The 19,933-nt window shown below is 63.6% G+C and carries 17 protein-coding genes; 8 read left to right on the top strand and 9 right to left on the bottom strand.

Features of this window, described 5'->3' with window-relative positions; genetic code table 11:
- Positions 1-114 precede the first annotated feature (114 nt).
- Positions 115-1,794 carry an amidohydrolase gene (locus NKH54_RS02520; RefSeq protein ID WP_352594701.1) on the bottom strand — a complete coding sequence of 560 codons (1,680 nt, stop codon included), beginning with the start codon at positions 1,792-1,794 and terminating at the stop codon, positions 115-117.
- Between the two features lie 277 nt (positions 1,795-2,071).
- On the opposite strand from NKH54_RS02520, the gene NKH54_RS02515 reads away from it, so the two are divergent.
- Both NKH54_RS02515 and NKH54_RS02510 read left to right on the top strand, forming a co-directional pair.
- The gene (locus tag NKH54_RS02515; protein ID WP_353027663.1) at positions 2,072-2,725 is read left to right on the top strand and encodes a TetR/AcrR family transcriptional regulator; all 654 of its coding nucleotides are present in this window, start codon (positions 2,072-2,074) and stop codon (positions 2,723-2,725) included.
- Between the two features lie 24 nt (positions 2,726-2,749).
- On the top strand, positions 2,750-3,781 hold the full coding sequence (locus tag NKH54_RS02510; protein ID WP_353027662.1) for a histone deacetylase family protein: 1,032 nt from the start codon (positions 2,750-2,752) through the stop codon (positions 3,779-3,781).
- Between the two features lie 87 nt (positions 3,782-3,868).
- Here NKH54_RS02510 and NKH54_RS02505 read toward each other — a convergent pair whose 3' ends face one another.
- Positions 3,869-5,062: a TMEM43 family protein gene (locus NKH54_RS02505; RefSeq protein ID WP_353027661.1), complete on the bottom strand. Its 1,194-nt coding sequence runs from the start codon at positions 5,060-5,062 to the stop codon at positions 3,869-3,871.
- Positions 5,063-5,126: 64 nt separating this feature from the next.
- Positions 5,127-8,030 carry a M16 family metallopeptidase gene (locus tag NKH54_RS02500; RefSeq protein WP_198026363.1) on the bottom strand — a complete coding sequence of 968 codons (2,904 nt, stop codon included), beginning with the start codon at positions 8,028-8,030 and terminating at the stop codon, positions 5,127-5,129.
- 510 nt (positions 8,031-8,540) lie between these two features.
- On the opposite strand from NKH54_RS02500, the gene NKH54_RS02495 reads away from it, so the two are divergent.
- Both NKH54_RS02495 and NKH54_RS02490 read left to right on the top strand, forming a co-directional pair.
- Positions 8,541-9,251: a helix-turn-helix transcriptional regulator gene (locus NKH54_RS02495; protein ID WP_023831533.1), complete on the top strand. Its 711-nt coding sequence runs from the start codon at positions 8,541-8,543 to the stop codon at positions 9,249-9,251.
- Positions 9,248-10,018, top strand: coding sequence for a helix-turn-helix transcriptional regulator (locus tag NKH54_RS02490; protein ID WP_023683474.1), 771 nt, complete (start codon positions 9,248-9,250; stop codon positions 10,016-10,018). The genes NKH54_RS02495 and NKH54_RS02490 overlap by 4 nt, the downstream gene beginning before the upstream one ends.
- A 31-nt stretch (positions 10,019-10,049) precedes the next feature.
- Here the strand turns inward: NKH54_RS02490 and NKH54_RS02485 are convergent, their stop codons facing one another.
- From NKH54_RS02485 to motA, 6 genes are read right to left on the bottom strand one after another with little or no spacing between them, the layout of a single operon-like run.
- Positions 10,050-10,487, bottom strand: coding sequence for a BspJ family T4SS effector nucleomodulin (locus NKH54_RS02485; protein ID WP_023671756.1), 438 nt, complete (start codon positions 10,485-10,487; stop codon positions 10,050-10,052).
- The gene (gene flhB / locus NKH54_RS02480; protein ID WP_023683475.1) at positions 10,484-11,566 is read right to left on the bottom strand and encodes a flagellar biosynthesis protein FlhB; all 1,083 of its coding nucleotides are present in this window, start codon (positions 11,564-11,566) and stop codon (positions 10,484-10,486) included. Before flhB ends, NKH54_RS02485 begins: the two co-directional genes overlap by 4 nt.
- Before the next feature lie 13 nt (positions 11,567-11,579).
- Positions 11,580-12,596, bottom strand: a complete 1,017-nt coding sequence (locus NKH54_RS02475) for a flagellar motor switch protein FliG (protein ID WP_023683476.1) — start codon at positions 12,594-12,596, stop codon at positions 11,580-11,582.
- 44 nt (positions 12,597-12,640) lie between these two features.
- Positions 12,641-13,030, bottom strand: a complete 390-nt coding sequence (gene fliN, locus NKH54_RS02470) for a flagellar motor switch protein FliN (RefSeq protein ID WP_023671753.1) — start codon at positions 13,028-13,030, stop codon at positions 12,641-12,643.
- Positions 13,031-13,063: 33 nt separating this feature from the next.
- Positions 13,064-13,996, bottom strand: a complete 933-nt coding sequence (locus tag NKH54_RS02465) for a FliM/FliN family flagellar motor switch protein (RefSeq protein ID WP_023671752.1) — start codon at positions 13,994-13,996, stop codon at positions 13,064-13,066.
- A gap of 35 nt (positions 13,997-14,031) precedes the next feature.
- Complete coding sequence (motA, locus tag NKH54_RS02460; protein ID WP_023691719.1) at positions 14,032-14,907, bottom strand: flagellar motor stator protein MotA; 876 nt, start codon at positions 14,905-14,907, stop codon at positions 14,032-14,034.
- Between the two features lie 144 nt (positions 14,908-15,051).
- Between motA and NKH54_RS02455 the strand changes: the two genes are divergently transcribed.
- From NKH54_RS02455 to NKH54_RS02440, 4 genes are read left to right on the top strand one after another with little or no spacing between them, the layout of a single operon-like run.
- Positions 15,052-16,863 (top strand): DUF1217 domain-containing protein, encoded by a 1,812-nt coding sequence (locus tag NKH54_RS02455; protein WP_353027660.1) that lies wholly within the window; start codon positions 15,052-15,054, stop codon positions 16,861-16,863.
- 7 nt (positions 16,864-16,870) lie between these two features.
- Positions 16,871-17,596 (top strand): flagellar basal-body rod protein FlgF, encoded by a 726-nt coding sequence (gene flgF / locus NKH54_RS02450; protein WP_353027659.1) that lies wholly within the window; start codon positions 16,871-16,873, stop codon positions 17,594-17,596.
- Between the two features lie 4 nt (positions 17,597-17,600).
- Positions 17,601-19,022, top strand: coding sequence for a flagellar protein export ATPase FliI (gene fliI / locus NKH54_RS02445; protein ID WP_353027658.1), 1,422 nt, complete (start codon positions 17,601-17,603; stop codon positions 19,020-19,022).
- Positions 19,009-19,875, top strand: coding sequence for a hypothetical protein (locus tag NKH54_RS02440; protein ID WP_352637437.1), 867 nt, complete (start codon positions 19,009-19,011; stop codon positions 19,873-19,875). The genes fliI and NKH54_RS02440 overlap by 14 nt, the downstream gene beginning before the upstream one ends.
- Positions 19,876-19,933: the final 58 nt, after the last annotated feature.

Genomic DNA, 19,933 nt, shown 5'->3' with positions numbered 1-19,933 from the left:
TTCCCCTGTTCGATGTGACCACACGGCCGGTAGGTTGGCAAGTCCGGCATTGAATCACAGTTCAGTCGGTCATTTCGTCTGCAAGCGGCAAGCTGTGCAAGCCGCATGCCATTGTCAGGCCTGGTAGGTGACCTTGCCACCGCAGACCGTCGTCACCGGCCGCAGCTTGTGTAGATCGGCCGGCGCCGTCTTCTCGATATCGGCCGACAAAACCACCAGATCCGCCATATAGCGGGGTTTCAGAACGCCTTTGCGATGCTCGGCGAACTCGGCATAGGCGCCCTCGACCGTGTAGGCGGCAATCGCTTCCTGCAGCGAGAAACTCTGGTCAGGATCGCCTTCTGCCCATGGTTTGCGCTGCACTGCCGCCTGAATGCTCAGGATCGGGTCGATCGCCGCCACCGGCCAGTCCGAGGCGAACACGACATGGGCGCCGGCGCTTTTCAGGGTGCGCCAGGCATAGCTCAGCGGCCAGCGGGCCGGTCCGATGCGTGACACCGTCGGCTCCAGTGGAAAATCCATGGCGCCGGGCGGATGCGACGGCTGCATCGAGGCGATGACGCCGAGTTCGGCAAAACGCGGCACGTCGGCTGCTGTAGTGACCTCGATGTGCTCAACCCTGTGCCGGCTGTCGCGCTTGCCATTGAGCTTCTGCGCTGCCTCGTAACCGTCGAGCACTGCGCGCACCGCGCCGTCACCGATCGAGTGCACCGCGATCTGCAGCCCGCGTTTGTCGATAGCCACGGCGAGATCGATAAATTGCTGCGGCGTGAACAGCGGCTCGCCGACCCAGTCGGGACGATCCGCATAGGGTTCGACCATAACAGCGGTCCAGGAATCGAGCACGCCGTCATAGAACACCTTGACCATGCCCGATGACAGCCACTCACTGTGGTAGCGCTCGGCCATGACGGACGCCTTCTCGAGCATGTCGAGCGTCATGAAATTCTTGTAGTGGAACGGGATCTTGACGCGGCAGGGCAATCCCTCCTCGGCCTCGATCTCGGAAAGCAGTTCGAGCTGGTAGAGATTGCCGTCCATGTTCTGGATCGAGGTGATGCCGTGGCGCGCGCACCATGCAAGCCCGCGCCGCATGATGTCACGGTCAGCGGCCCGCTCGGCGGCCGACGGCATTGGGTCGGGCTCACCGCCGGTCGACAGCCCCAGCCGCACCCGGCTTTCGCCGGCAAGGTCGAGCACCGGACCGAAGGCCTCGCCCTCGCGCAATTCGCCCGCGGCCAGGCCGTCGCCACCCATCACGATCTCGTTGCCCGGACCGAGCGTGCGTCCCTTCAGGATGCCGGCTATCTCCAACGCCTTGGTGTTGGCCCACATCGTATGGTGGTCGGGCGCTGCCATGCAGAAGGGGCGGTCGGGCAGGATGGCGTCGAGATGATGGCGTGTCACCCGCTCGTCGCCGAGCACGGTGTAGTCGACGCCCTGGCCCACAAGCATTTTCGCCTCGGGCCGCGTCGTTGCGTAGTCGCGGATGGCGCTTTGAAGCGCCTCGAAGCCATGGATACCGCCGAGTTGAAGATGCGCGAGCTCGGCCCCTCCCGAGAACAGATGCATGTGGGCTTCGATGAAACCGGGCAGGACCGAACCGCCCTTGGCGTCGATCACCTCTGTGGTCGTTCCCTTGAGTTTTTCGATGGCGGCGTGGTTGCCTATGGCGATGATGGCGCCGTCCTTGACGGCAATCGCCTCGGCGGCGGGATTGTCATCGTCCATGGTCCGCACGCGACCATTGATGACGATCAGATCAGCATTTTGACCCGCACCCGTGACAGACATCGCGACTCCGCGCTTTTGACGACTGGCTGAGACCGACAACCCTCTTGTCCGACAAGCTGCCACTCCGCTGGAGCGGCGTTATCGGACGAAAACTGATGCCAGTGCGCTGTTTCGAAATTCCCCTTGTGATCTCTCAAAACAGCGTGGATAAAAGAATGCGACTAATTATTCGCGTTTGTCAACGTGCCGAATTTCGAATGTATTGTGGACAACACACCACGCCAATGTTGAGACCGGGACCTGTGTTGAAACCGGCAGGGAACGAAGGCATCAATCCGTGAAGCGCAGTCTCAGCCGCGAAACCAGGATGGCGCTCGAACCGCGCAAGCAGCCGCGGCAGGAACGGTCGAGCAAGGTGGTCGACAGGATACTCGACGCTGCGCTGATCCTGACGCGGGAGCAAGGAACCAAGACGCCGACGACGCTCGCCATTGCCCGGCGCGCGGGCCTGTCGGTCGGTTCGGTCTACCAGTACTTTCCCAACAAGGAAGCCATTCTCCTCGACCTCGCCCGGCGCTGGCTGTCGTCGTTTCCCGAGGTGATCGCCAGGCGCATCGAGGTCACCCCACCCACCAACCGCGACGAGTTTCGGCAGGAGGTGCGCAAGCTCTTCATCGATACCTCCAGAATATATCTCGAAAACGCCACCCTGATGCCGGTGATCGAGGCGATATCCGGCAATGCCGACCTCAGGCCGATCCAAGACAAATATGACGAGCAGATCATCGCGCTTTACGCCGCGTGGCTGCAGCATGTGAACCCGGCCCTTGAAGACAAGATCGCCAGCCGGCTCGGCGTGCTGATGATGGATGTCGGGCACGCCTGCCGGCTTGTGGGGTTGAAGCGGGATCGCAAGACATACGACCTCATCGAGGACGATGTGGAAAGAATGTGGCTCGCTTTGGTCACCCCCTATCTCAACCTTGACTGATTTCGCTATTTCGAGAGGAAATTCATGAAGACTGTCTATTCGCCGCTTCATGCCGGCCATGCCGGCCAGATGGAACTGGTCACGTCGGCAATCGTGCCGGGTTTCGAAAAGCCGTCGCGGGCCGAGTTCATCAAGGCGCGGGTCGAGAGCGAGAAGCTGGGGCCGATCATCGGACCTGTCGAGCACGATCTCACAGCCGCCAAGCGCATCCACAAGGCCGACTATATCGACTTCCTGCCGACCGTCTGGCCGGCGTGGAAGGCCGCCGGCTTCGAGGGCACGGCGATGCCCTTCACCTGGCCGACGCGCGGCCTGCGCGGCGACGTGCCACCCAAGCGCGTCGACGCCTTGCTCGGCTACTATTCCTTCGACGCCGGCGCCACCTTCGTCGAAGGCACATGGACCGCGATCAAATCGTCCTATGACGTGGCGCTGACGGCGGCGGCCTTGGTCAAGGGTGGCGAGCGGTCGGCCTTCGCGCTCTGCCGCCCGCCCGGCCATCACGCCGGTGCCGGGTTCATGGGCGGCTACTGCTACATCAACAATGCCGCGGTCACCGCGCAGTGGTTCCTCGATCAGGGCGCAAAACGCGTCTCGATCCTCGACGTCGACTATCACCACGGCAATGGCACGCAGGAGATCTTCTATGAACGCGCCGACGTGCAGGTTCTCAACCTGCATGGCGATCCCATGGTGGAGTATCCGTTCTTCCTCGGCCATGCCGATGAACGCGGCGCCAGCGCCGGCGAAGGTTTCAACGTCAATTATCCCATGCCCTTCGGCACCAATTGGGACGCCTGGAACGCCTCGCTGGAGGACGCTTGCGCCAAGCTCGCCGCCTACGCCCCCGATATCGTCATCGTGTCGCTCGGCGTCGACACCTTCGAGAAGGACCCGATCAGCCAGTTCAAGCTGAAAAGCCCGGACTATCCGAAGATCGGCCATCGCATCGCCAAGCTCGGCCTGCCGACGCTGTTCGTGATGGAAGGCGGCTACGCCGTCGAGGAGATCGGCATCAACGCCGTCGGCGTGCTCACCGGCTTCGAGGACAAATAGGAAAGCAATTCCAGGATAAGTGTGAGGCGGTTTTCCGGCCGGAATTGCGCCAAGGAGATATGGGGCGGCTCCGGCCGCCCCGACCATCTAGGCGGCCGCAGCCGGGTTGGGTGCAACCACCGGAACGGCTGGCCTTCGCGACCGGCCGATGCGGTAGACAATCACCGCCGCAATCACGCCTGTCGCCAGGATGGCCACCGCCAGCAACGGCCGGTACCAGAACCAGGCAATCGCAATCGTCACCGTGCCGACCAGGATCGCCAGGACGAAGGCGATAATGCCGGTGCCCATCCGCGCCATGCTGCCGAGGAAGGGTATGACGTCGAGGATCACCCCGATCGGGCTGAGGAACAGCGCAAAGCCTATGGTCAGCAACAGCAAGCCGGCGCCGCGCAGCAGCCAGGTGATCAGCGTGTTGGCGCTGACGGCGTCGGCGAACATCTTTTCGGCCGGGACGTTGCCGGTATCGACCATCAGCAGCGCATCGCCGGCTTGCGTCTGGTAGGGCTCGAAGCGGCTGCCGGCCTGGCGCGCGATGATACTGATCACGCCCAGCGGCGCCAGTTCGTAGCCGATGCGATAGTCACCCAAAGCGGGCGTCGTGTTGTCATTGCCGAGAAAAATCTTGCCATCGACGATGCTGAGCGGTTTGGTTCCGGTATAGGCAGCCTTTATCGCCGCCGACTGGTCGGCTGAGAGCGAATAGTCCTTGTCACCCTCGATACGGTCCAGCACCGGCGTATCGAGATCGAAGGCGACAAGCTTGCCCTCAGGAATCTGGAAGGTCCGGCCGTGGATTTCCATCGGCGGATTCTGGTGGCCGTCCGGCTTCTTGAAATCGGAGGAGTCGATCTGGCTGTCGTCCCACACCTTGGAATAGCTGTAGGTGGTCACCGTCTCTTCGCCACCGCCGAGCTTCTTGGTCGTCTCCGACTTGGACTCTTCCTTCCACTGATACATCTCGACACTGCGCGACAGCCGCAGCCCTTGCGCCGCAATGCCGAAATCCGGATCCGCCAGGCCGCTGTCCGCCGTCACCAGTCCGCTGACATGAACCAGCTTGCCGTCATTGGCGGTATCGACGCTGTCGGCGCCGACCGAAACCACCGCTCCAGAACCTTCGGCCAGCGAGCGCGCCGTCTGCACGGCGCGGCCTTCGTTCCAGAACAGCCCGATCACCATCAGCACGATCAGGATAAGGCCGAAGATGACCCCGCCGACCGCGCGCTTGATCCGCCCGAACCACGAGACGGACGTTACTTCCCGAAATGAATCGCTCATCGTTTCCCCCGAAACAAAGTTATCCCAAAATTACAACGCGGCCGGCGGCTGCGCGTTTAGCCCGTCAATCGGCGTGGATCTGCGCGCCGCAATCCCTGTCGCCGGCGCAGGCGTGCACCGCGCGTGTCGTGCCGCCATCGCCAACCCGCCACGGCGAGGCAGACAGCGGCGCCCGGCGATTGCCCCCGAGAAGATCGAGCGCCCGCATCGCCGTGTCTTCGCCAGCCTCGTCACGCTTGACGATCTCGACGTCCTTGAGGCCGATCGCGGCAAGCTGCGGCATCACCACATCGGGGTCGCCCGCTACCACGATCAGCGACGGATCGAGCGACGCCAGGGCCAGCGCCTGTTTCTGAACCGCATCGAGCGTCAGCTTTGTGCGCGCCGCCATGCGGGTTTGCTGGTCCTCCAGCGTCGATCCGCTGCCAACCGCGCCAATCAGCGAGGAGAACAGACCAGCCGACGTCTCGGCCGATCCAGCCAGCGCCCGGCGATAGACGGTCACCGTGCGGTCGACCTCGTCCTGCGCTACCGGCAAGGTTGTCAGGCCGGCAAATCCTTTCAGGATTTCGGTAATCGCCGGACCGGTGTTGGCGCGCTCGACGGTGGTTGCCACGACCAATCCCGAGCCGGCCTTCATCGGGCTCATCAGATAGCTCGACACGCCATAGGAATAGCCCTTCTCCTCGCGGATCACCGAATTCAGCCGGCTGGAGAAATCGGCGCCAAGCAGGTTGGAGACCGCGGTCGATTCGGCGCGCTCGCTCTCGTCGGTGCCGGGCGCCGGCCGCGCCACGAACAGTGCCGACTGGCTGGCGCCGGGTTCGGGCACCAGCAGCACTTTCTGTCCCCCGTTGAAATGCGCTGCCGGCGACGGCTCGACGGCATAGCCGGCGGTGTCGCTTGTCCACGCGCCGAATGCTTTTTCAAGGCTGGCGGCGACGGTCGCGACCGGCATCGGGCCGACGCTATAGAAGGTCACCGCCTTCGGCGTGAACTCCGCCTTGAATGCGTCCCTCGCCTCGTCGAGCGAGATCGAGGCCAGCGCCTTTGCCGACCAGTCCACCGCTGCCTTGCCCGGCACCTGCGGGATTAGCGTCGCCTTTGCCATGCGGCCGGCAACGCCGGGCAGATCCGCCTCGCGGCCGTTTAGCCAGTCGACCGTCTGCGCCATCAGCACCGTCCATTCGGTCTTGTCGAAACGAGGCTTCAGCACCGCGTCGGCGAGCAGGCCAATACCCTGGTCGAGCTTTTCCGGCGGTACGCCAAGCGTCATCATCGTGGTCAGCGTTCCGGCCTGGTGGCCGACGCCGGCGCCGATGTCGCTGGCCGCCTTGGCGAAATCAGCCGAGCCGCGATCGGCGGCCCCGCGTGTCGCCATGCTTGCTGCAAGCTCCAGCAATCCCTCCTTGCCTTCCGGCACGCTGTTCCAGCCGCCGGCGGCACTGGCCGCGACATAGACCATCGGCGCTTCCGGCATTGTGTAGTGGACGAGTTTGATGCCATTCGAGAGCGTCGCCGTTTCCATGGCGGGCAGTGTTGCCGAAGGCGCTTGCCCGGCCGCATGCTTCGGAATGTCGATCGCCGCTCGCTCCGGCGCGGTGAACGGCTGCGGTGTGCCGGACGACCCGATCAGTGCATCGGGATAGCCGCCGCGCGGGCCGGGCTTCAGCACCAGTATGCTGGCGTCTTCCGGTTTCAACAGCCGCTTCATCGTTGCCTCGACGCCCGCCACGCTGGCGTCCTTCACCCGCGGGTCGTCCACCAGCGCGCTCTGCGCATCGCCGAGCACGTCGGCATTGTAGGAGACGACGCCGGCGCGATCCTTCAGTGCTTCGCTGCCGAGCCGCGCTGCCTGCAAGATGCCGGTGCGCGCACGCTCGACATCGACCGGATCGAGCGGGGTCTTCAGGAAATCCGCAAACGCCGTTTTCATCGCGCTTTCCAGCGCTTCCGGCGCCACACCTTCGGCGGCACCCGCCTCGAAGGTAAAGCGGCCACCGAGCAGACCGCCGGTCCAGCTCGCGCTGGCATAGGTGGCAATGCCCAACTGCGAAACCAGCCGGTTGCGCAAAAACCCATATTCGCCGTTGCCGAGCAGTTCGGCGGCAATGCTGAGCGCACCATTGTCGGGCGACTGCGCCACCGGGCCACTGAAGCCGACCACGACGATGGAGCTTGGCACACGATCCTCGAGCACCAGCTTGAGCCGGGCCTGCGTCGGTGCCGGCACGGCGGGCCGCGCCACATCGGCGCCGCGCGCCACGCGGCCGAACGTGTCGGCAATCAGCGCCTTGGTGTCGTCGATCTCCAAGTCGCCGACCAGCACCAGCACCGCATTGTTGGGCAGATAGTAGCTGTTGAAGAAACCCCTGACATCGTCGAGCGTCGCCGCATCGAGATCGGCGACCGAGCCGATAACCATGCGGCTATAGGGATGCGGCTTCGGGAACAGCCCGGACCAGAAAGCTTCCCAGCCGGATGCGCCGGCCTTGTCGAGCACGTTCTGGCGCATCTCGTTCTTGACCACCGAGCGCTGCAGATCGAGCTTGGCCTGAGTCACCGAGCGGCCGAGATTGGCCATGCGGTCGGCCTCCAGCGACAGGATCATCGGCAGTGACGACGACAGCCCGTCGACGTAATAGACCGTGCCGTCTTCGGTGGTCCAGGCATTGATCTCGTTGCCGAGCGCGGCATGCGCACCGAACACGTTCGGCCAGGCCGGCGTGCCGGAAAACATCAGATGTTCGAACAGATGCGCAAAGCCCGAGCGTCCCGCGGGTTCATTCATCGACCCGACGCGGTAGCGCAGGTTCATCACCACCTTCGGCACGCGATGGTCGGGCACCAGCACCACCTGCAGCCCGTTTTCGAGCGCATAGGTAACGGTCGGCTCAGCCTTGGCGGGCGCTGCCATGCCGGCAAGAACCGCAAGCACCACCTTGAACGCCAGGAAAACCTGCTTCATCATGACCCCCGATGCTGATGGCCGCGAGCAAGCGCCGCCAAATCCGCCGTATGACCGAAGGGATGCCCACCCCTCACGGCTGCCGAGACCCTATCGGAATCGATCGGCCCTCGATACGGCAGTATCGCAACACCCTCTGGCTTTTTCGTGTCGGCGTTTCAGGCCTTTTGCGGCGGAAAAGGCCGCGAAAGCCGCCCCTGAGTCGCTTGAGTCCAATAATATTGATTTTGTCAAATCGCGTTTGATGTCGGATTCATCTGCGGGTAGATTAGACCCGAATCAGCCGGTCCTTGGGGGGCGCGGCGACCACCCAAAGTCTCAAGTTCCGGCCAATGACCGGCACCAGACGCGGACGGCTTCGCGTTCCCTGAATGGATTCGGCGATCAGCGCGACCGCCGCGCCGTGTGAGTGCTTCGTAAACGTGATGCGTCTTCAAGTTCGGCCGCTGCTAACCCCAGCGTCCGGGCTCAAGAAAAGACTCCGGCCATGACATACAACCAAAGCATCCAATGAGCAGTTCCGCCGCGCCTCTCCAATCCGATACGTTAGGCTCGCGCCTCGAATCGCGCGGCGATCTCACCTCCTTTTTCATGCAGCTTGCCGCCGAGATCGGCGCCGACAGCTACATGCTCGTCGCCATCGTCCACGACCAGGACCGCAACGACGCCCGCATCGTCTCATCCAACTGGATCTTCGACGCCATTGAACTGATCGGCAAGCGGCTGATCGCCGGCCTTGCCCAGGGACCGCTGACCGTTGCACCTGGCATCCGCCCGAGGCCCCTGGTCGCCGCCGCGGCACCCGACGCCGGCGGACTGCTCACAGGCGAAGAGGCGCGCCTGCTCGACGTGCTTGGACATGCCGAAGTCTATTCACTGCGGCTCAATGTCGGCCGCCAGCGGCTGTTTGCGCTTTTCTCGGCGGCCGAGGCCGGCAGTATCGACCAGCCGGCGCTGATGAAGGCTCAGTTGAAGTGCTGTTACGCGCTGTCCGCCATCCCGCAATTGATCGCCGCCGTCGCCATGCAGGACCCGCTGTCCGACCGCGAGCGCGAATGCCTGTTCTGGGTGTCTGAAGGCAAAACCACCGATGAGGTCGCAGTGATCCTCGGGGTCTCGTCCAACACCGTCAACAGCTACATCACCCACGCCATCCAGAAATTCGCGGCGTCGAACCGCGCGATGGCCATCGCCACGGCGATCAGGAGCGGCATCATTTGAAACATGCTGACATCAAGGCGGCGGCCGAAGCCCTTTTCAACGAGCAGCGCAATCCGTTCGGCGCCTTCTCCATCGGTTCCGAGACGCACCATGCCGTTACCATCCCGGACGCGGTGCGCCGCTGCCGCTGGATCGCAGTCGACATCAACGCGTCGGCGTTTGGCCTCTACTTCGTCAGCCCCTCGCCGGAACGGGCGCGCCTGGTGCCGAGCTTCGATTCCGACTATCCCGCCACCGCGGTGACAACCAAATTCATTGCCGGCGCCAACGGTGAGGAGATGGTTCGCCACAGCGGCGCCTCGACAGCGCCGCGCTGGTGGGCCGATGACGGCATCGCCGGCTCGGACGCCGTCTTCAAGAACCTCGCCTGGGCGGAGCGGACGGAGCCGCTGGCGCCGGGCACCAACGGCATTGGCTTTCCCGTCCATGCCGATCGCGGCCATTGCGGGCTGGTGGTGTTCCTCGGCTCGACGATCGCTTTGCCGGAAGACACGCTCTACGAAATCCACGCCCGCTGTTTTTCGCTGTTCGCCGCCGTCGCCCGCATTCGTCCGAACGATGCCGGCCGGATGCGGTCGATCTCCAAGCGTGAACTGGAGTGCCTGAAGCTGACCGCCAACGGCAACACCAGCGAAGAGATCGCCAGGCTGTTGAAGCTGTCGGTCCACACCGCCAACCAGTATCTCACCCAGTCGACGCAGAAGCTCAACGCGGTCAACCGCAACCAGGCGGTGGCCAAGGCGCTGCGGCTGGGGCTGATCGAGTGATCGCGTCTGGCAGTTGGAGTAAGACAAAAGATCAGCGATAGGCGAGCGGCTCGGTCCTGCGGATTCGCGCCTCTTCGATCACCGTCTCCAGCAAAGCGGTGTTGTGCTCGGGGTCTTCCCCGGGCTTTTCGAACGACACATAGTTGACCGCGACCGAAGACCTCTCCTCGCTCAGCGTCAGCTGGAAATAGACGGTGACGCCCGGCGGCCGAAGCTCGAGATCGAGCACGATGCGCGGGCTGCCGCTCCAGTCGACATGTGCCTCTCCGCCATGGCCGAGCCTGAGCGTGCCTGGGAGGAAAAAAAGCTCCACAGCCGAATCCACCAGATCCGACAGGCAAGCGAAATGCTCGAGCCGGATGAAGGCGATGTAGTCGGCGACGTCGATCAGCCGCAACTCGTCGACCACCTGCTCGATGGCCTTGGCGACGATGAGTTCGCGGGATTTTGCGTGCGGTTGGCGGTTCATGAAATTTGTCTCCGCTCAGCCTTTTTGGAGTAGACGATCCGCACCAGTTCGGCGACGGCCTGGTAGAATTGCGACGGGATCACGCTATCAACCGAAACTTGCTTGTACATGGAGCGGGCGAGCGCCACGTCCTCGAAGATCGGGATGTTGTGCTCCTTGGCAATCTCGCGAATCTTGAGCGCCACAAGGTCCTGGCCCTTGGCCAGCACCATGGGTGCTGAATCCTCGTCGCGGACATATCTGAGCGCGATGGAAAAGTGCGTCGGATTGGCGATGATCAGCGTCGCGCGCGGCACCGCCGTCATCATCCGCTTGCGCGCCCGATCGCGCGCCAGCGAGCGCAGCCGCGACTTGATGATCGGGTCGCCCTCGGACTGCTTGAACTCGTCCTTGACCTCCTGCTTGGTCATCCGCAGATCCTGCTTCCAGTGGAAGCGCGACCAGACGACGTCGACCGCCGCGATCAGCCCCATGACGAAGACGATCGCCACCAATATGTCGACGGTGATGCTTTTGATGACGAGGCCGAAAGCGACGGGGTTGGTGATCATGCCGGCCAGGAGCTGGCGGTAGTCCTGCGATAGCGTGAAGTAGAGCACGATGCTGGCGAAGCCGAGCTTGCCCAGCGATTTCAGGAACTCGACCCAGCCCTGAATGCCGAACATCCTGGTCCAGCCTTTGGCTATCGAGATGCGCGACAGTTGCGGCCGGATCCGCTCGCCGACGACTTGCGGCATGTTCTGCAGCACTGAGGCGCCGATGCCGGCCACCACCAGCAGCACCAGCAGGCTGACGACGGCGTTGCCTATTTCCATCATCACGGTCTTGTAGAGCGCGATGACGTCGGTCTCGGTGTCCATCGGCCACGCCTCGGGCTTTTCCAGGAACATCGACAGGAACATGCCGAGATCAACGACCGCGTCCTTGGCGTAGAAGACGGTGAACACCAGTATGGCGATGAAGGACGCCAGAAGTGCGGCCTCTCGCGAATGGGGCAGCTTGCCCTGTTCGACGGTGTCGCGGATCTTCTTTTCGGTCGCGTCTTCGGTTTTGGAGTCTTTGTCCGCCGCTTCAGCCATTCAGCGCTCGGCGTTAAGCCGCTTCGCTCTGCTGCGATGAGGGCAGTTCGAAAGCCCCCTCGCGCGAAAGCCGGATTGTCGCCACCGCGATGTTCTTGCGCGCCGTCATGATGTCGGCAAGCTGAATGCCTTCCGAGCCCTGGCCGAGCTCGGACTCGATCATGCGCCGCGACCGTGCGCCGATCGCCGACAGCACCGATTCCGTCAATGCGGGCGCCGCACCGCGCAGCGCCAGCGTGATCAGTTCGGTCGACAGCCCGTCGAAAAGGAGTACCCTCGCCTTCTGCGTCAAAAGCGGCAGATCGTCGAAGGCAAACAACCTGGAGCGAACACCGCCGAGGTCCGGCGTGCCGGCCTCTTCCAGATCCTGCATGACCTCTTCCAACTGAGGCTTGTCCATCTCGTTGAGCATACTGGCGACGCGCGCCTGTCCCGCCGAGATATCCTTGGTCGCGGTCTGCGCCAGCACGCTGGCGCGCAGCTGGTTCTCGATGATCCTGGTGGCCGCGTCCGGAATGGTCGCCATCGTCACCATGCGCTTGATGATCTCGCTGCGCATCGGCTTTTCCATGGTCAGCAAAATGTTGGCGGCGGCTTGCGGCGCAAGCTTCGACAGCACCATGGCCGCGGTCTGGGGATGCTCGGCGGCAAGGAATGTGCCCAGACGCGTCGGTTCGAGCTTTTCCAGCTCCGGCCAGATCGGCGGTGGCCCTTCCGGCGCAACCTCGAAGCGCTTGTCGCCCATGATGGCGCTCATCTCTTCGGGCGACAGCGATTCATTGAGGATCGTGTCCATCCGGTCGGCGGAATCGAGCAGGCCCGCACCTTCGGTGAACTCGGCCTCGAATTCGGCAACGATGCGTTCGAGGTCGCTTTGCGGAATGGTGCGCAGCAGCCGCGCCCCTTCGATCAGTGCCTTCAGTTCTTCTTGCTTGAAGAATTTCAGCAGCCGGCTGGCCGAAGGCTTGCCCATCGCCACCAGGATGGCGGCGGCCTTTTGCGGGCGCGTGAGCGTCACCGGCGTCGTCATGGCATAAGCTCCGATCGCTGCTGAGACCGCATGTCGTCTAATCCTCAGGCGCTCTTGGCGGCAGCGATGATTTCGGTCAACCTGATGCCAAAGCGCGACGGATCGCTTTCCAGCACGGTGATTTCGCCGCGCGCGATCTTGCGGCCGTTGACCACGACATCGACCGGTTCGCCGATGCGCCGGTTGAGCGCCACCGTCGAGCCCTTCTGCAGCGCCATCAGGTCCGACACCGGCATTTCCGTACTGCCGAGGATGATCTGCACATCGACCGGGATGCTCATGATGATGTTCGAATTGGCGCCGGACGTGGCAGCCCGCAAGGCGGCGTCGGGGCGCTTTTCCTCCTCCTGGAGGACACCGCGCAATTCCTCGATGGCGCGGTCGAGCTGTTCGTCCGGCTGGTCGATATTGGCTTCCACCTTGGTCTTGGCCATCAGTCGTCTCCAAATGCTTGAGCTTGCCCGGCGTCAGCCCGGCATGAGCCCGTCGATAAAATCCTGACCGGCATCGTAAGGATGCCTGATCCGGACGGTGTAGTTCTGCCCGAGTTTGCCGAACTCGCAGACAAACAGCGTCTTGTCGCGCGCGCTCAGCTTGGCGTGCGACTGCGCGGTTTCCTCGAACTCGATGACCTGGCCCGGCTCGAAACCGGCGAGATCGCCGAGCGTCAGGCGGGCCAGCGGCATGGTCGCTTCGAGCGTCACCGTCGAGCGCATGACCTCTTCGGAAAAACGTGCCCGCCAGTCGGAGGTCGTGCCTTCGCTGTCGTGGACATCGGCGATACCGCGTGTGGCCAGCAGGATGCGCTGCGGGATCATCACCGTGACCGTTCCGCTGTCGGTCGGCGTCGAGATGCCGAAGACGATGCGCACCGCCGCGCCATCGCGCAGCACGCGGCGCTTGGCTTCGCTGCCCGAAAGCGCCCGCGGCACCGGCAGCCGCAGCTCGAGCGAGCGCCGGCCTGATCCGTTCAACGCCTGCGCAACTTCCTGGAAGACCGTGGTCGCAACATCGGTCTCGATCTGCGACAGAGCGCGCTCGATCGGCGAAACCGGCTGATCCGGATCGCCGCCGAACAGCGCGCACACCATCACGGCGATGGCCGGCGCATCTGCCACCAGCGTCATCGCATCCGAAGACGTCGGCGATGCTATGATGGCCATGGCAAAGGCATCGCCGGCATTCGTGCGGGCATCGGGAACACGGCTGATCTCGACCGCGCGCAGGTCGACGGTGACCGGTGCGCCGAGTTCGCCGGCCAGGCTCTTCTGCAGCAGCGGCAGGGCGCGCTCGCCCATCGAGCGCCCGGTGCCGATGACATGAGCGGCCTCACCGCTGTCACCGACCAGACGCTCAATGATCAGCGAGCGGGCTTGCGAGGGGCTGCCAGGACTTGTCATGACGGCGTGCGGTCCTGTCTGTCGTCATGCATGGCTCAAGCCGCTTTCTTCTCGGCGGAAGCTGTGTTCATCGTGCTTTGCTCGACGGCATCGATCGTCGGCCGCTCATAGGACGAGATGGTCTTGCGACCGAACTCGATGGCCACCTGCGGCAGGGCGCCGTTCATGTAGGCAAGCAGCGTCTGCTTGACGATGATATAGAGGCGGTTCTTCTTCTCGCGCACCGTCTTGATCTTGGTGGCGACCGGCCCGACCACCGCATAGGACAGGAAGATGCCGAGGAAGGTTCCGACAAGGGCAGCGCCGATCAGGCCGCCGAGGATTTCGGGCGACTGGTCGAGCGCGCCCATCGCCTTGACCACGCCGAGCACGGCGGCGACGATGCCGAGCGCCGGCAGACCATCGCCCACCGCCACAAGCGCGTGGTAAGCCTTCATCTTGTCGGACTTGATGGTCTGGATTTCCTCGTCCATCAGCGCCTCGATCTCATGCGAGCGGGCATTGCCGATGATGATGATGCGGCAGTAGTCGCAGATGAAATTCGTCAGATCGTGATTCTTGAGCACGGTCGGGAATGCCTGGAAGATCGCCGATTCCTCCGGATTGTCGATATGTGCCTCGACCTCGCTGCGCGACTTCGAGCGCAGTTCGCGCATCAGGCTGTGCAGCACGCCCAACGTCTCCAGATAGTCGCGCTCCCTCGGCACCGCCTGCTTGAACGCTTCGAGGATACCCCTGCCGGTGTCCTTGACCGTCTTCATCGGGTTGGCGACGAGAAAGGTTCCAAGTGCGGCGCCGCAGATGACCACCGCTTCCCAAGGCTGCATCAGCACATGCAGATGGCCGCCCATCGCCATGAAGCCGCCGAGAACACAGCCGAGCGTCACCACAAGTCCGATCAGAATGCCCACGCCAGATCCTTCCGCATCACGTCAGGCCTAACCGATAGCCCCCGTGCCTTGTGTGAGGCTTGAATCATGCAAGGTGAGGCGATTCAGCCTCGCGCAAGCAAGTCCGCATAGTCTTGCTTTTGAAGCTGCGACCGGAGGCATGTCGTGTTGAGCACTTTTACCAGCTACCAGCTCATCGCCAGGGACATCCCCAAGGCGATCGACCGCATCGAGGCGGAGCCGATCACCAAGCGCGAAACCGACTACTATCTCGCGAACATCGGCAGCGTGAAATCGATCGACGATTTCGTCAAGAACGACCGGCTGTTCAAATATGCCATGAAGGCCTTCGGTCTCGGCGACATGGCTTACGCCAAGGCCTTCATGGTCAAAGCCCTGAAGGAAGGGGTGTCGGATTCCGACAGCTTCGCCAACAAACTGAGCGACAAGCGTTATGCCGAGTTCGTGTCGGCCTTCAATTTCGCCGCCCTGGGCCTTAATGCCACGAGCTACAATTCGGCGCAGCAGGGCGTGACCAACAATTACGGCCTCCAGGTCTCGGTCGGCCCTTCGCAGAACGGCTTCACCTACTACAAGGGCGAAACCTCGTACTACCTGAGCAACATTTCCAACGTAAAATCGATCGACGACCTGATGGGCAACGATCGCCTGCTCACCTATGCGATGGCCGCGTTCGGCCTGGACGCCGACGCCGAGCCGGTTGTGACCGTGCGGGCCATGCTGGAAGGCGGCGTCACCGACCCGAACAGCCCCGCAAACACGTCGACAAACAAGGGCTATGCGGCTTTCGTCGCGGCTTTCGACTTTGCCCAATATGGCGACCAGGCTACGGCGGGCGACGCCGTCCAGCAGGCGGTCCCAAAAGCTGTGATCGGCGGAACCGGGCTGCTGCTCGTCAAGCCGACCGCGCAATACATCAAGGGCGAGGCCGACTACTACGCAGCCAACATCTCCAAGGTGAAGTCCATCGAAGACCTGCTGAAGGACAAGCGCCTGCTGACCTTCGCCATGGCTGCCTATGGGCTTGATGCATCGACCCAGACGACGAAGCAGATCCGCACCATGCTTACCGGCGGCGTTGCCGATCCGTTGAGCCCCGCCAATTTGTTGACCGACAAGAGCTACGCCAACTTCGTCAGCGCCTTTGATTTTGCCCAGTATGGCGATCAGACGACCACGCGCGACGCGGTGCTGAAGACCACGCCGAAGCTCTACACGACCGAGTCCAGTCTTGGCCTCATCAAGCCGAATGCGGACGCTGTCCAGGCCGAGACCAGTTACTACCTCGCCAACATCATCAAGGTGAAATCGGTCGACGATCTGATGGCCGACAGCCGCCTCTACAACTATGCGCTGTCTGCCAGCGGGCTCGATCCGGCGACGACCAACAAGGATCTCGTCCGTGATGTCCTTGAGGGCGGTGTCCGCGATCCCGCCAGTGTCGCCAACAAGCTCTCCAACAAGGCCTATGCCAGGCTCGCCACCTCGTTGAATTTCGAAGCCTACGGCGAAGCGGCAACGACCCGCAGCCCGTCGCAGCAGCCGGTGGTCGACAAATACATGCGCCAGACCCTGGAAGAAGACGCCGGCAAGACCAATGAGGGCGTGCGGTTGGCGCTCTATTTCGAGCGCAAGGCCTCGACCATCACCAACTGGTACGACGTGCTGGCCGACACGGCCCTGGCCAGCGTGGTACGCACCGCACTCGGCCTGCCTGATTCCTTCGCCGCCGCCGACATCGACAAGCAGGCGCAGGCCTTCGAGGCAAAACTCGACCTCACCGATTTTACCGACCCGACCAAGCTCGAGAAATTCCTCACCCGCTTCACCAGCCTTTGGGAAATCAATCATCCGACCTCGACCGCCCAGACATCGATCGGTGTGCTGTTTGCGCAGCCGACCACCGTCGGCATCTCGACCGATCTGATGATGGCCATGCAGAAACTGAGATTCTGAGAACACCATGCAGGACAGCCTTTACGTCGCCCTTTCCTCGCAGATCGCGCTTGAGCGCCGTCTCGACACCATCGCCGATAATGTCGCCAACGCCTCGACCATCGGCTTTCGCGCCACCGGCGTGAAGTTCGAGGATGTCGTCTCCGGCAGCGGCCCCAAATCGGTGTCCTTCGCCTCCTCCGGCAAGACCTATTTGTCCGGCGCGCATGGCGCGATGACGCAGACCGGCAACCCGTTCGACTTCGCCGTCCAGGGCGATGCCTGGTTCGGCATCGACACCCCGGCCGGCATCGTGATGACGCGCGACGGACGCTTCTCGATGAACGAGAATGGCGAGTTGATGTCGCTCGAGGGCCATCCGGTGCTGGATGCCGGCAGCGCGCCGATCCAGCTCGACCCGCGCGACGGTCCGCCCAAGGCGGGCGCCGATGGCTCACTGCGCCAAGGCGACAAGCTTGTCGGCGCCATCGGCCTGTTCAATTTCGACCCCGGCCCGAACTTCGTCCGCTACGGCAATTCTGGCATCGTGCCCGCGCGTGCGCCGGAGCCGGTCACCGACCGTTCCGATCTCGGCGTCGCGCAAGGCTATGTCGAGGAATCCAACGTCAATCCGGTGCTTGAGATGACACGCCTGATCATGGTCCAGCGCGCCTTCGAGAACACCGCCGCGCTGATGCGCCAGACCGACGCCTCGACCGACGACGCCATCAAGACGCTCGGCTCCAAGTCGTAGCGGCATGTCGAGCAGCAAATCATCGATGCGCGCGCTTGAACGGCAGCCGGAGACAGCACCGGAAAACCGGCTGGCTGCGCTGGAGCGGATCTGGCGCCGCTTCGATGACACCGAGACGTTGCTGCGGCGCGGCGGCCGTGTTTCGGAGGTTTCGCCAACGCATTACAAGGTGCGCGGCCTGTCTGAAGTCGCCAGGCTTGGCGACCTCGTCGAACAGCGCGGCAATGCCGGCACGCGCCGCGGCGAGATCGTCAGGATCGGCCGCGACGAAGTCGTCATCGCCCCTTTCGAACGCAGCGCCGACGCCGGCATCGGCGACGCCGTGTTTCGCCGCGGCCCGCTGACGGTAACGCCGCATGCTTCGTGGCGTGGGCGCGCCATCGACGCGCTGACCCGCGTCATCGACGGCGGCCCGCCGCTGATCAGGATCGGCGAGGCTGCGAGCGGCGACGGCACAACGCCCGGCGCCATGGCGCGGCAGCGCGTCGGCACCGCCTTCACGACCGGGGTCAAGGTCATCGACATCTTCACGCCGCTCTGCCTCGGCCAGCGCCTCGGCGTCTTTGCCGGTTCCGGCGTCGGCAAGTCGACGCTGCTCGCCATGCTGGCCGGCGCCGACGCCTTCGACACCGTGGTCGTGGCGCTGATCGGCGAGCGCGGCCGCGAGGTACGCGAATTCCTCGAAGACACGATCGGCGCAGAGAGCATGGCCAAGACGGTCGCCGTCGTCGCTACCAGCGACGAGAGCGCCATGATGCGCCGGCGCGCGCCGGATACCGCCATGCGCGTTGCCGAACATTTTCGCGACCAAGGCCATCGCGTGCTGCTGGTGCTGGATTCGATTACCCGCTTTGCCCATGCGATGCGCGAGGTAGCGACCGGCACCGGCGAGCCGCCGGTCGCCCGCGGCTATCCCGCTTCGGTTTTCACCGATCTGCCCAAGCTGCTCGAACGCGCTGGCCCGGGCGCTGAAGGCCCCGGTATCAAAGGACAGGGATCAATCACTGCCATCATCTCGGTGCTGGTCGACGGCGACGACCACAACGACCCGGTCGCCGATTCGGTACGCGGCATCCTCGACGGCCATGTCGTGCTCGACCGCGCCATTGCCGAACAGGGCCGCTACCCCCCGGTCAATCCGCTGTCGTCGATCTCGCGCCTCGCCGACAAGGCATGGAGCCCCGAGCAACGCATGCTGGTGACCAGGCTGAAGTCGATGATCTCGCGCTTCGAGGACACGCGCGACATCCGCCTGCTCGGCGCCTATCAGGGCGGCGCCGATGCCGAGCTCGATATTGCCGTGCGCCAGGTGCCGCTGATCTACGAGGCGCTGACGCAGTCGCCCAGGGATCGCGCCTCGAGCGACGCATTCTCCGACCTCGCCCGTCATCTGAAAGGCAAGCAAAGTGTCGATGCAGGAGACTGAGCTTCAGTACACCGAGCGGCTTTTGCGCGAGATGATCGCAGAGGCCAGTGCCGCCGAGGAAGCCCGGGCCAACGAAGCGAGAGCTGTCAGGGCAAAGGCCGATCTCGACAAGGTCGCCAAGGCTGAGGCCATTCTGGCCAGGGCCGCCAGGCCATTCTTGCCCAGGGTAGCCAGCGTAGTCGAGTCCACTGTGCCTCGCTTGGCCGAGCCTGCCTTGCCCAGCGTCGTCAAGCCTGAATTGCCAAGGACCCCTCGCGCCGGCCCCAAAGAAGCTATCGAGACCAGTCGCGACTCGCTTCTCGACGGGCTGTTCCCGGTCACCGAATGGCCGCAGCCGCCAAGGCCGCAATATCCCAGGCTCGACAAGAAATCCGACCGCCGCAGCGATATCGTCTTTGCCGCGCTCGGCATCACGCTCGGCCTGATCTGCGCGCTGTTTCCCTGGTATATCTTCTTCAATCAGGACCAGTTCGGCGTGCAGGCGATCAAGTTCGGCGGCAGCGGCACCAATGCAGGGCGGGTCAGCGGCGGTTCGCAGATGGAAAACAGCGGTCAGCCGCTGACGGCAAACGATGTTCCCGATGTCGACCTGTTCGCCACCGGCACGCTGCAGGACCCCGAGGACAAGACCCAGCCTCCCGGCGTCGACGAGCAGCCCTTCCCGGCGGATCCCAAATTTCGCATGGTTCATGTCGCCAATGGCCGCGCCATGATCGAGGACGATGCCGGCCTGTGGATTGTCCAGCGCGGCTCGAAGCTGCCCGACTCCAGCGTCGTCTCGTCGATTGAGCAACGCGGCGGCAAGTGGGTCATGGTCACCAGCACCGACCAGGTGATCGAACTCTCCAAATAGCGGCACACCGGCTTACGCCTGGCCCGCGCAAGGTCCGCGCAAGACTGGCAGCCTAGTC

The sequence above is a fragment of the Mesorhizobium sp. M1004 genome (assembly GCF_040318795.1).
In the GTDB taxonomy this organism is placed as follows: Bacteria; Pseudomonadota; Alphaproteobacteria; order Rhizobiales; family Rhizobiaceae; genus Mesorhizobium.
The sequence above is the reverse complement of the archived record's forward strand: the minus strand, read 5'-3'. Positions and strand labels throughout refer to the sequence as shown.

Bases quoted from the DNA above. Each gene is read 5' to 3' on its own strand.
- flgF (WP_353027659.1), top strand. From the start codon at position 16,871: ATGCAGGACAGCCTTTACGTCGCCCTTTCCTCGCAGATCGCGCTTGAG.
- fliN (WP_023671753.1), bottom strand. From the start codon at position 13,030: ATGGCCAAGACCAAGGTGGAAGCCAATATCGACCAGCCGGACGAACAG.
- fliI (WP_353027658.1), top strand. From the start codon at position 17,601: ATGTCGAGCAGCAAATCATCGATGCGCGCGCTTGAACGGCAGCCGGAG.
- NKH54_RS02510 (WP_353027662.1), top strand. From the start codon at position 2,750: ATGAAGACTGTCTATTCGCCGCTTCATGCCGGCCATGCCGGCCAGATG.
- NKH54_RS02495 (WP_023831533.1), top strand. From the start codon at position 8,541: ATGAGCAGTTCCGCCGCGCCTCTCCAATCCGATACGTTAGGCTCGCGC.
- NKH54_RS02440 (WP_352637437.1), top strand. From the start codon at position 19,009: ATGCAGGAGACTGAGCTTCAGTACACCGAGCGGCTTTTGCGCGAGATG.
- NKH54_RS02505 (WP_353027661.1), bottom strand. From the start codon at position 5,062: ATGAGCGATTCATTTCGGGAAGTAACGTCCGTCTCGTGGTTCGGGCGG.
- NKH54_RS02520 (WP_352594701.1), bottom strand. From the start codon at position 1,794: ATGTCTGTCACGGGTGCGGGTCAAAATGCTGATCTGATCGTCATCAAT.
- NKH54_RS02465 (WP_023671752.1), bottom strand. From the start codon at position 13,996: ATGACAAGTCCTGGCAGCCCCTCGCAAGCCCGCTCGCTGATCATTGAG.
- flhB (WP_023683475.1), bottom strand. From the start codon at position 11,566: ATGGCTGAAGCGGCGGACAAAGACTCCAAAACCGAAGACGCGACCGAA.
- NKH54_RS02475 (WP_023683476.1), bottom strand. From the start codon at position 12,596: ATGACGACGCCGGTGACGCTCACGCGCCCGCAAAAGGCCGCCGCCATC.
- NKH54_RS02485 (WP_023671756.1), bottom strand. From the start codon at position 10,487: ATGAACCGCCAACCGCACGCAAAATCCCGCGAACTCATCGTCGCCAAG.
- NKH54_RS02500 (WP_198026363.1), bottom strand. From the start codon at position 8,030: ATGAAGCAGGTTTTCCTGGCGTTCAAGGTGGTGCTTGCGGTTCTTGCC.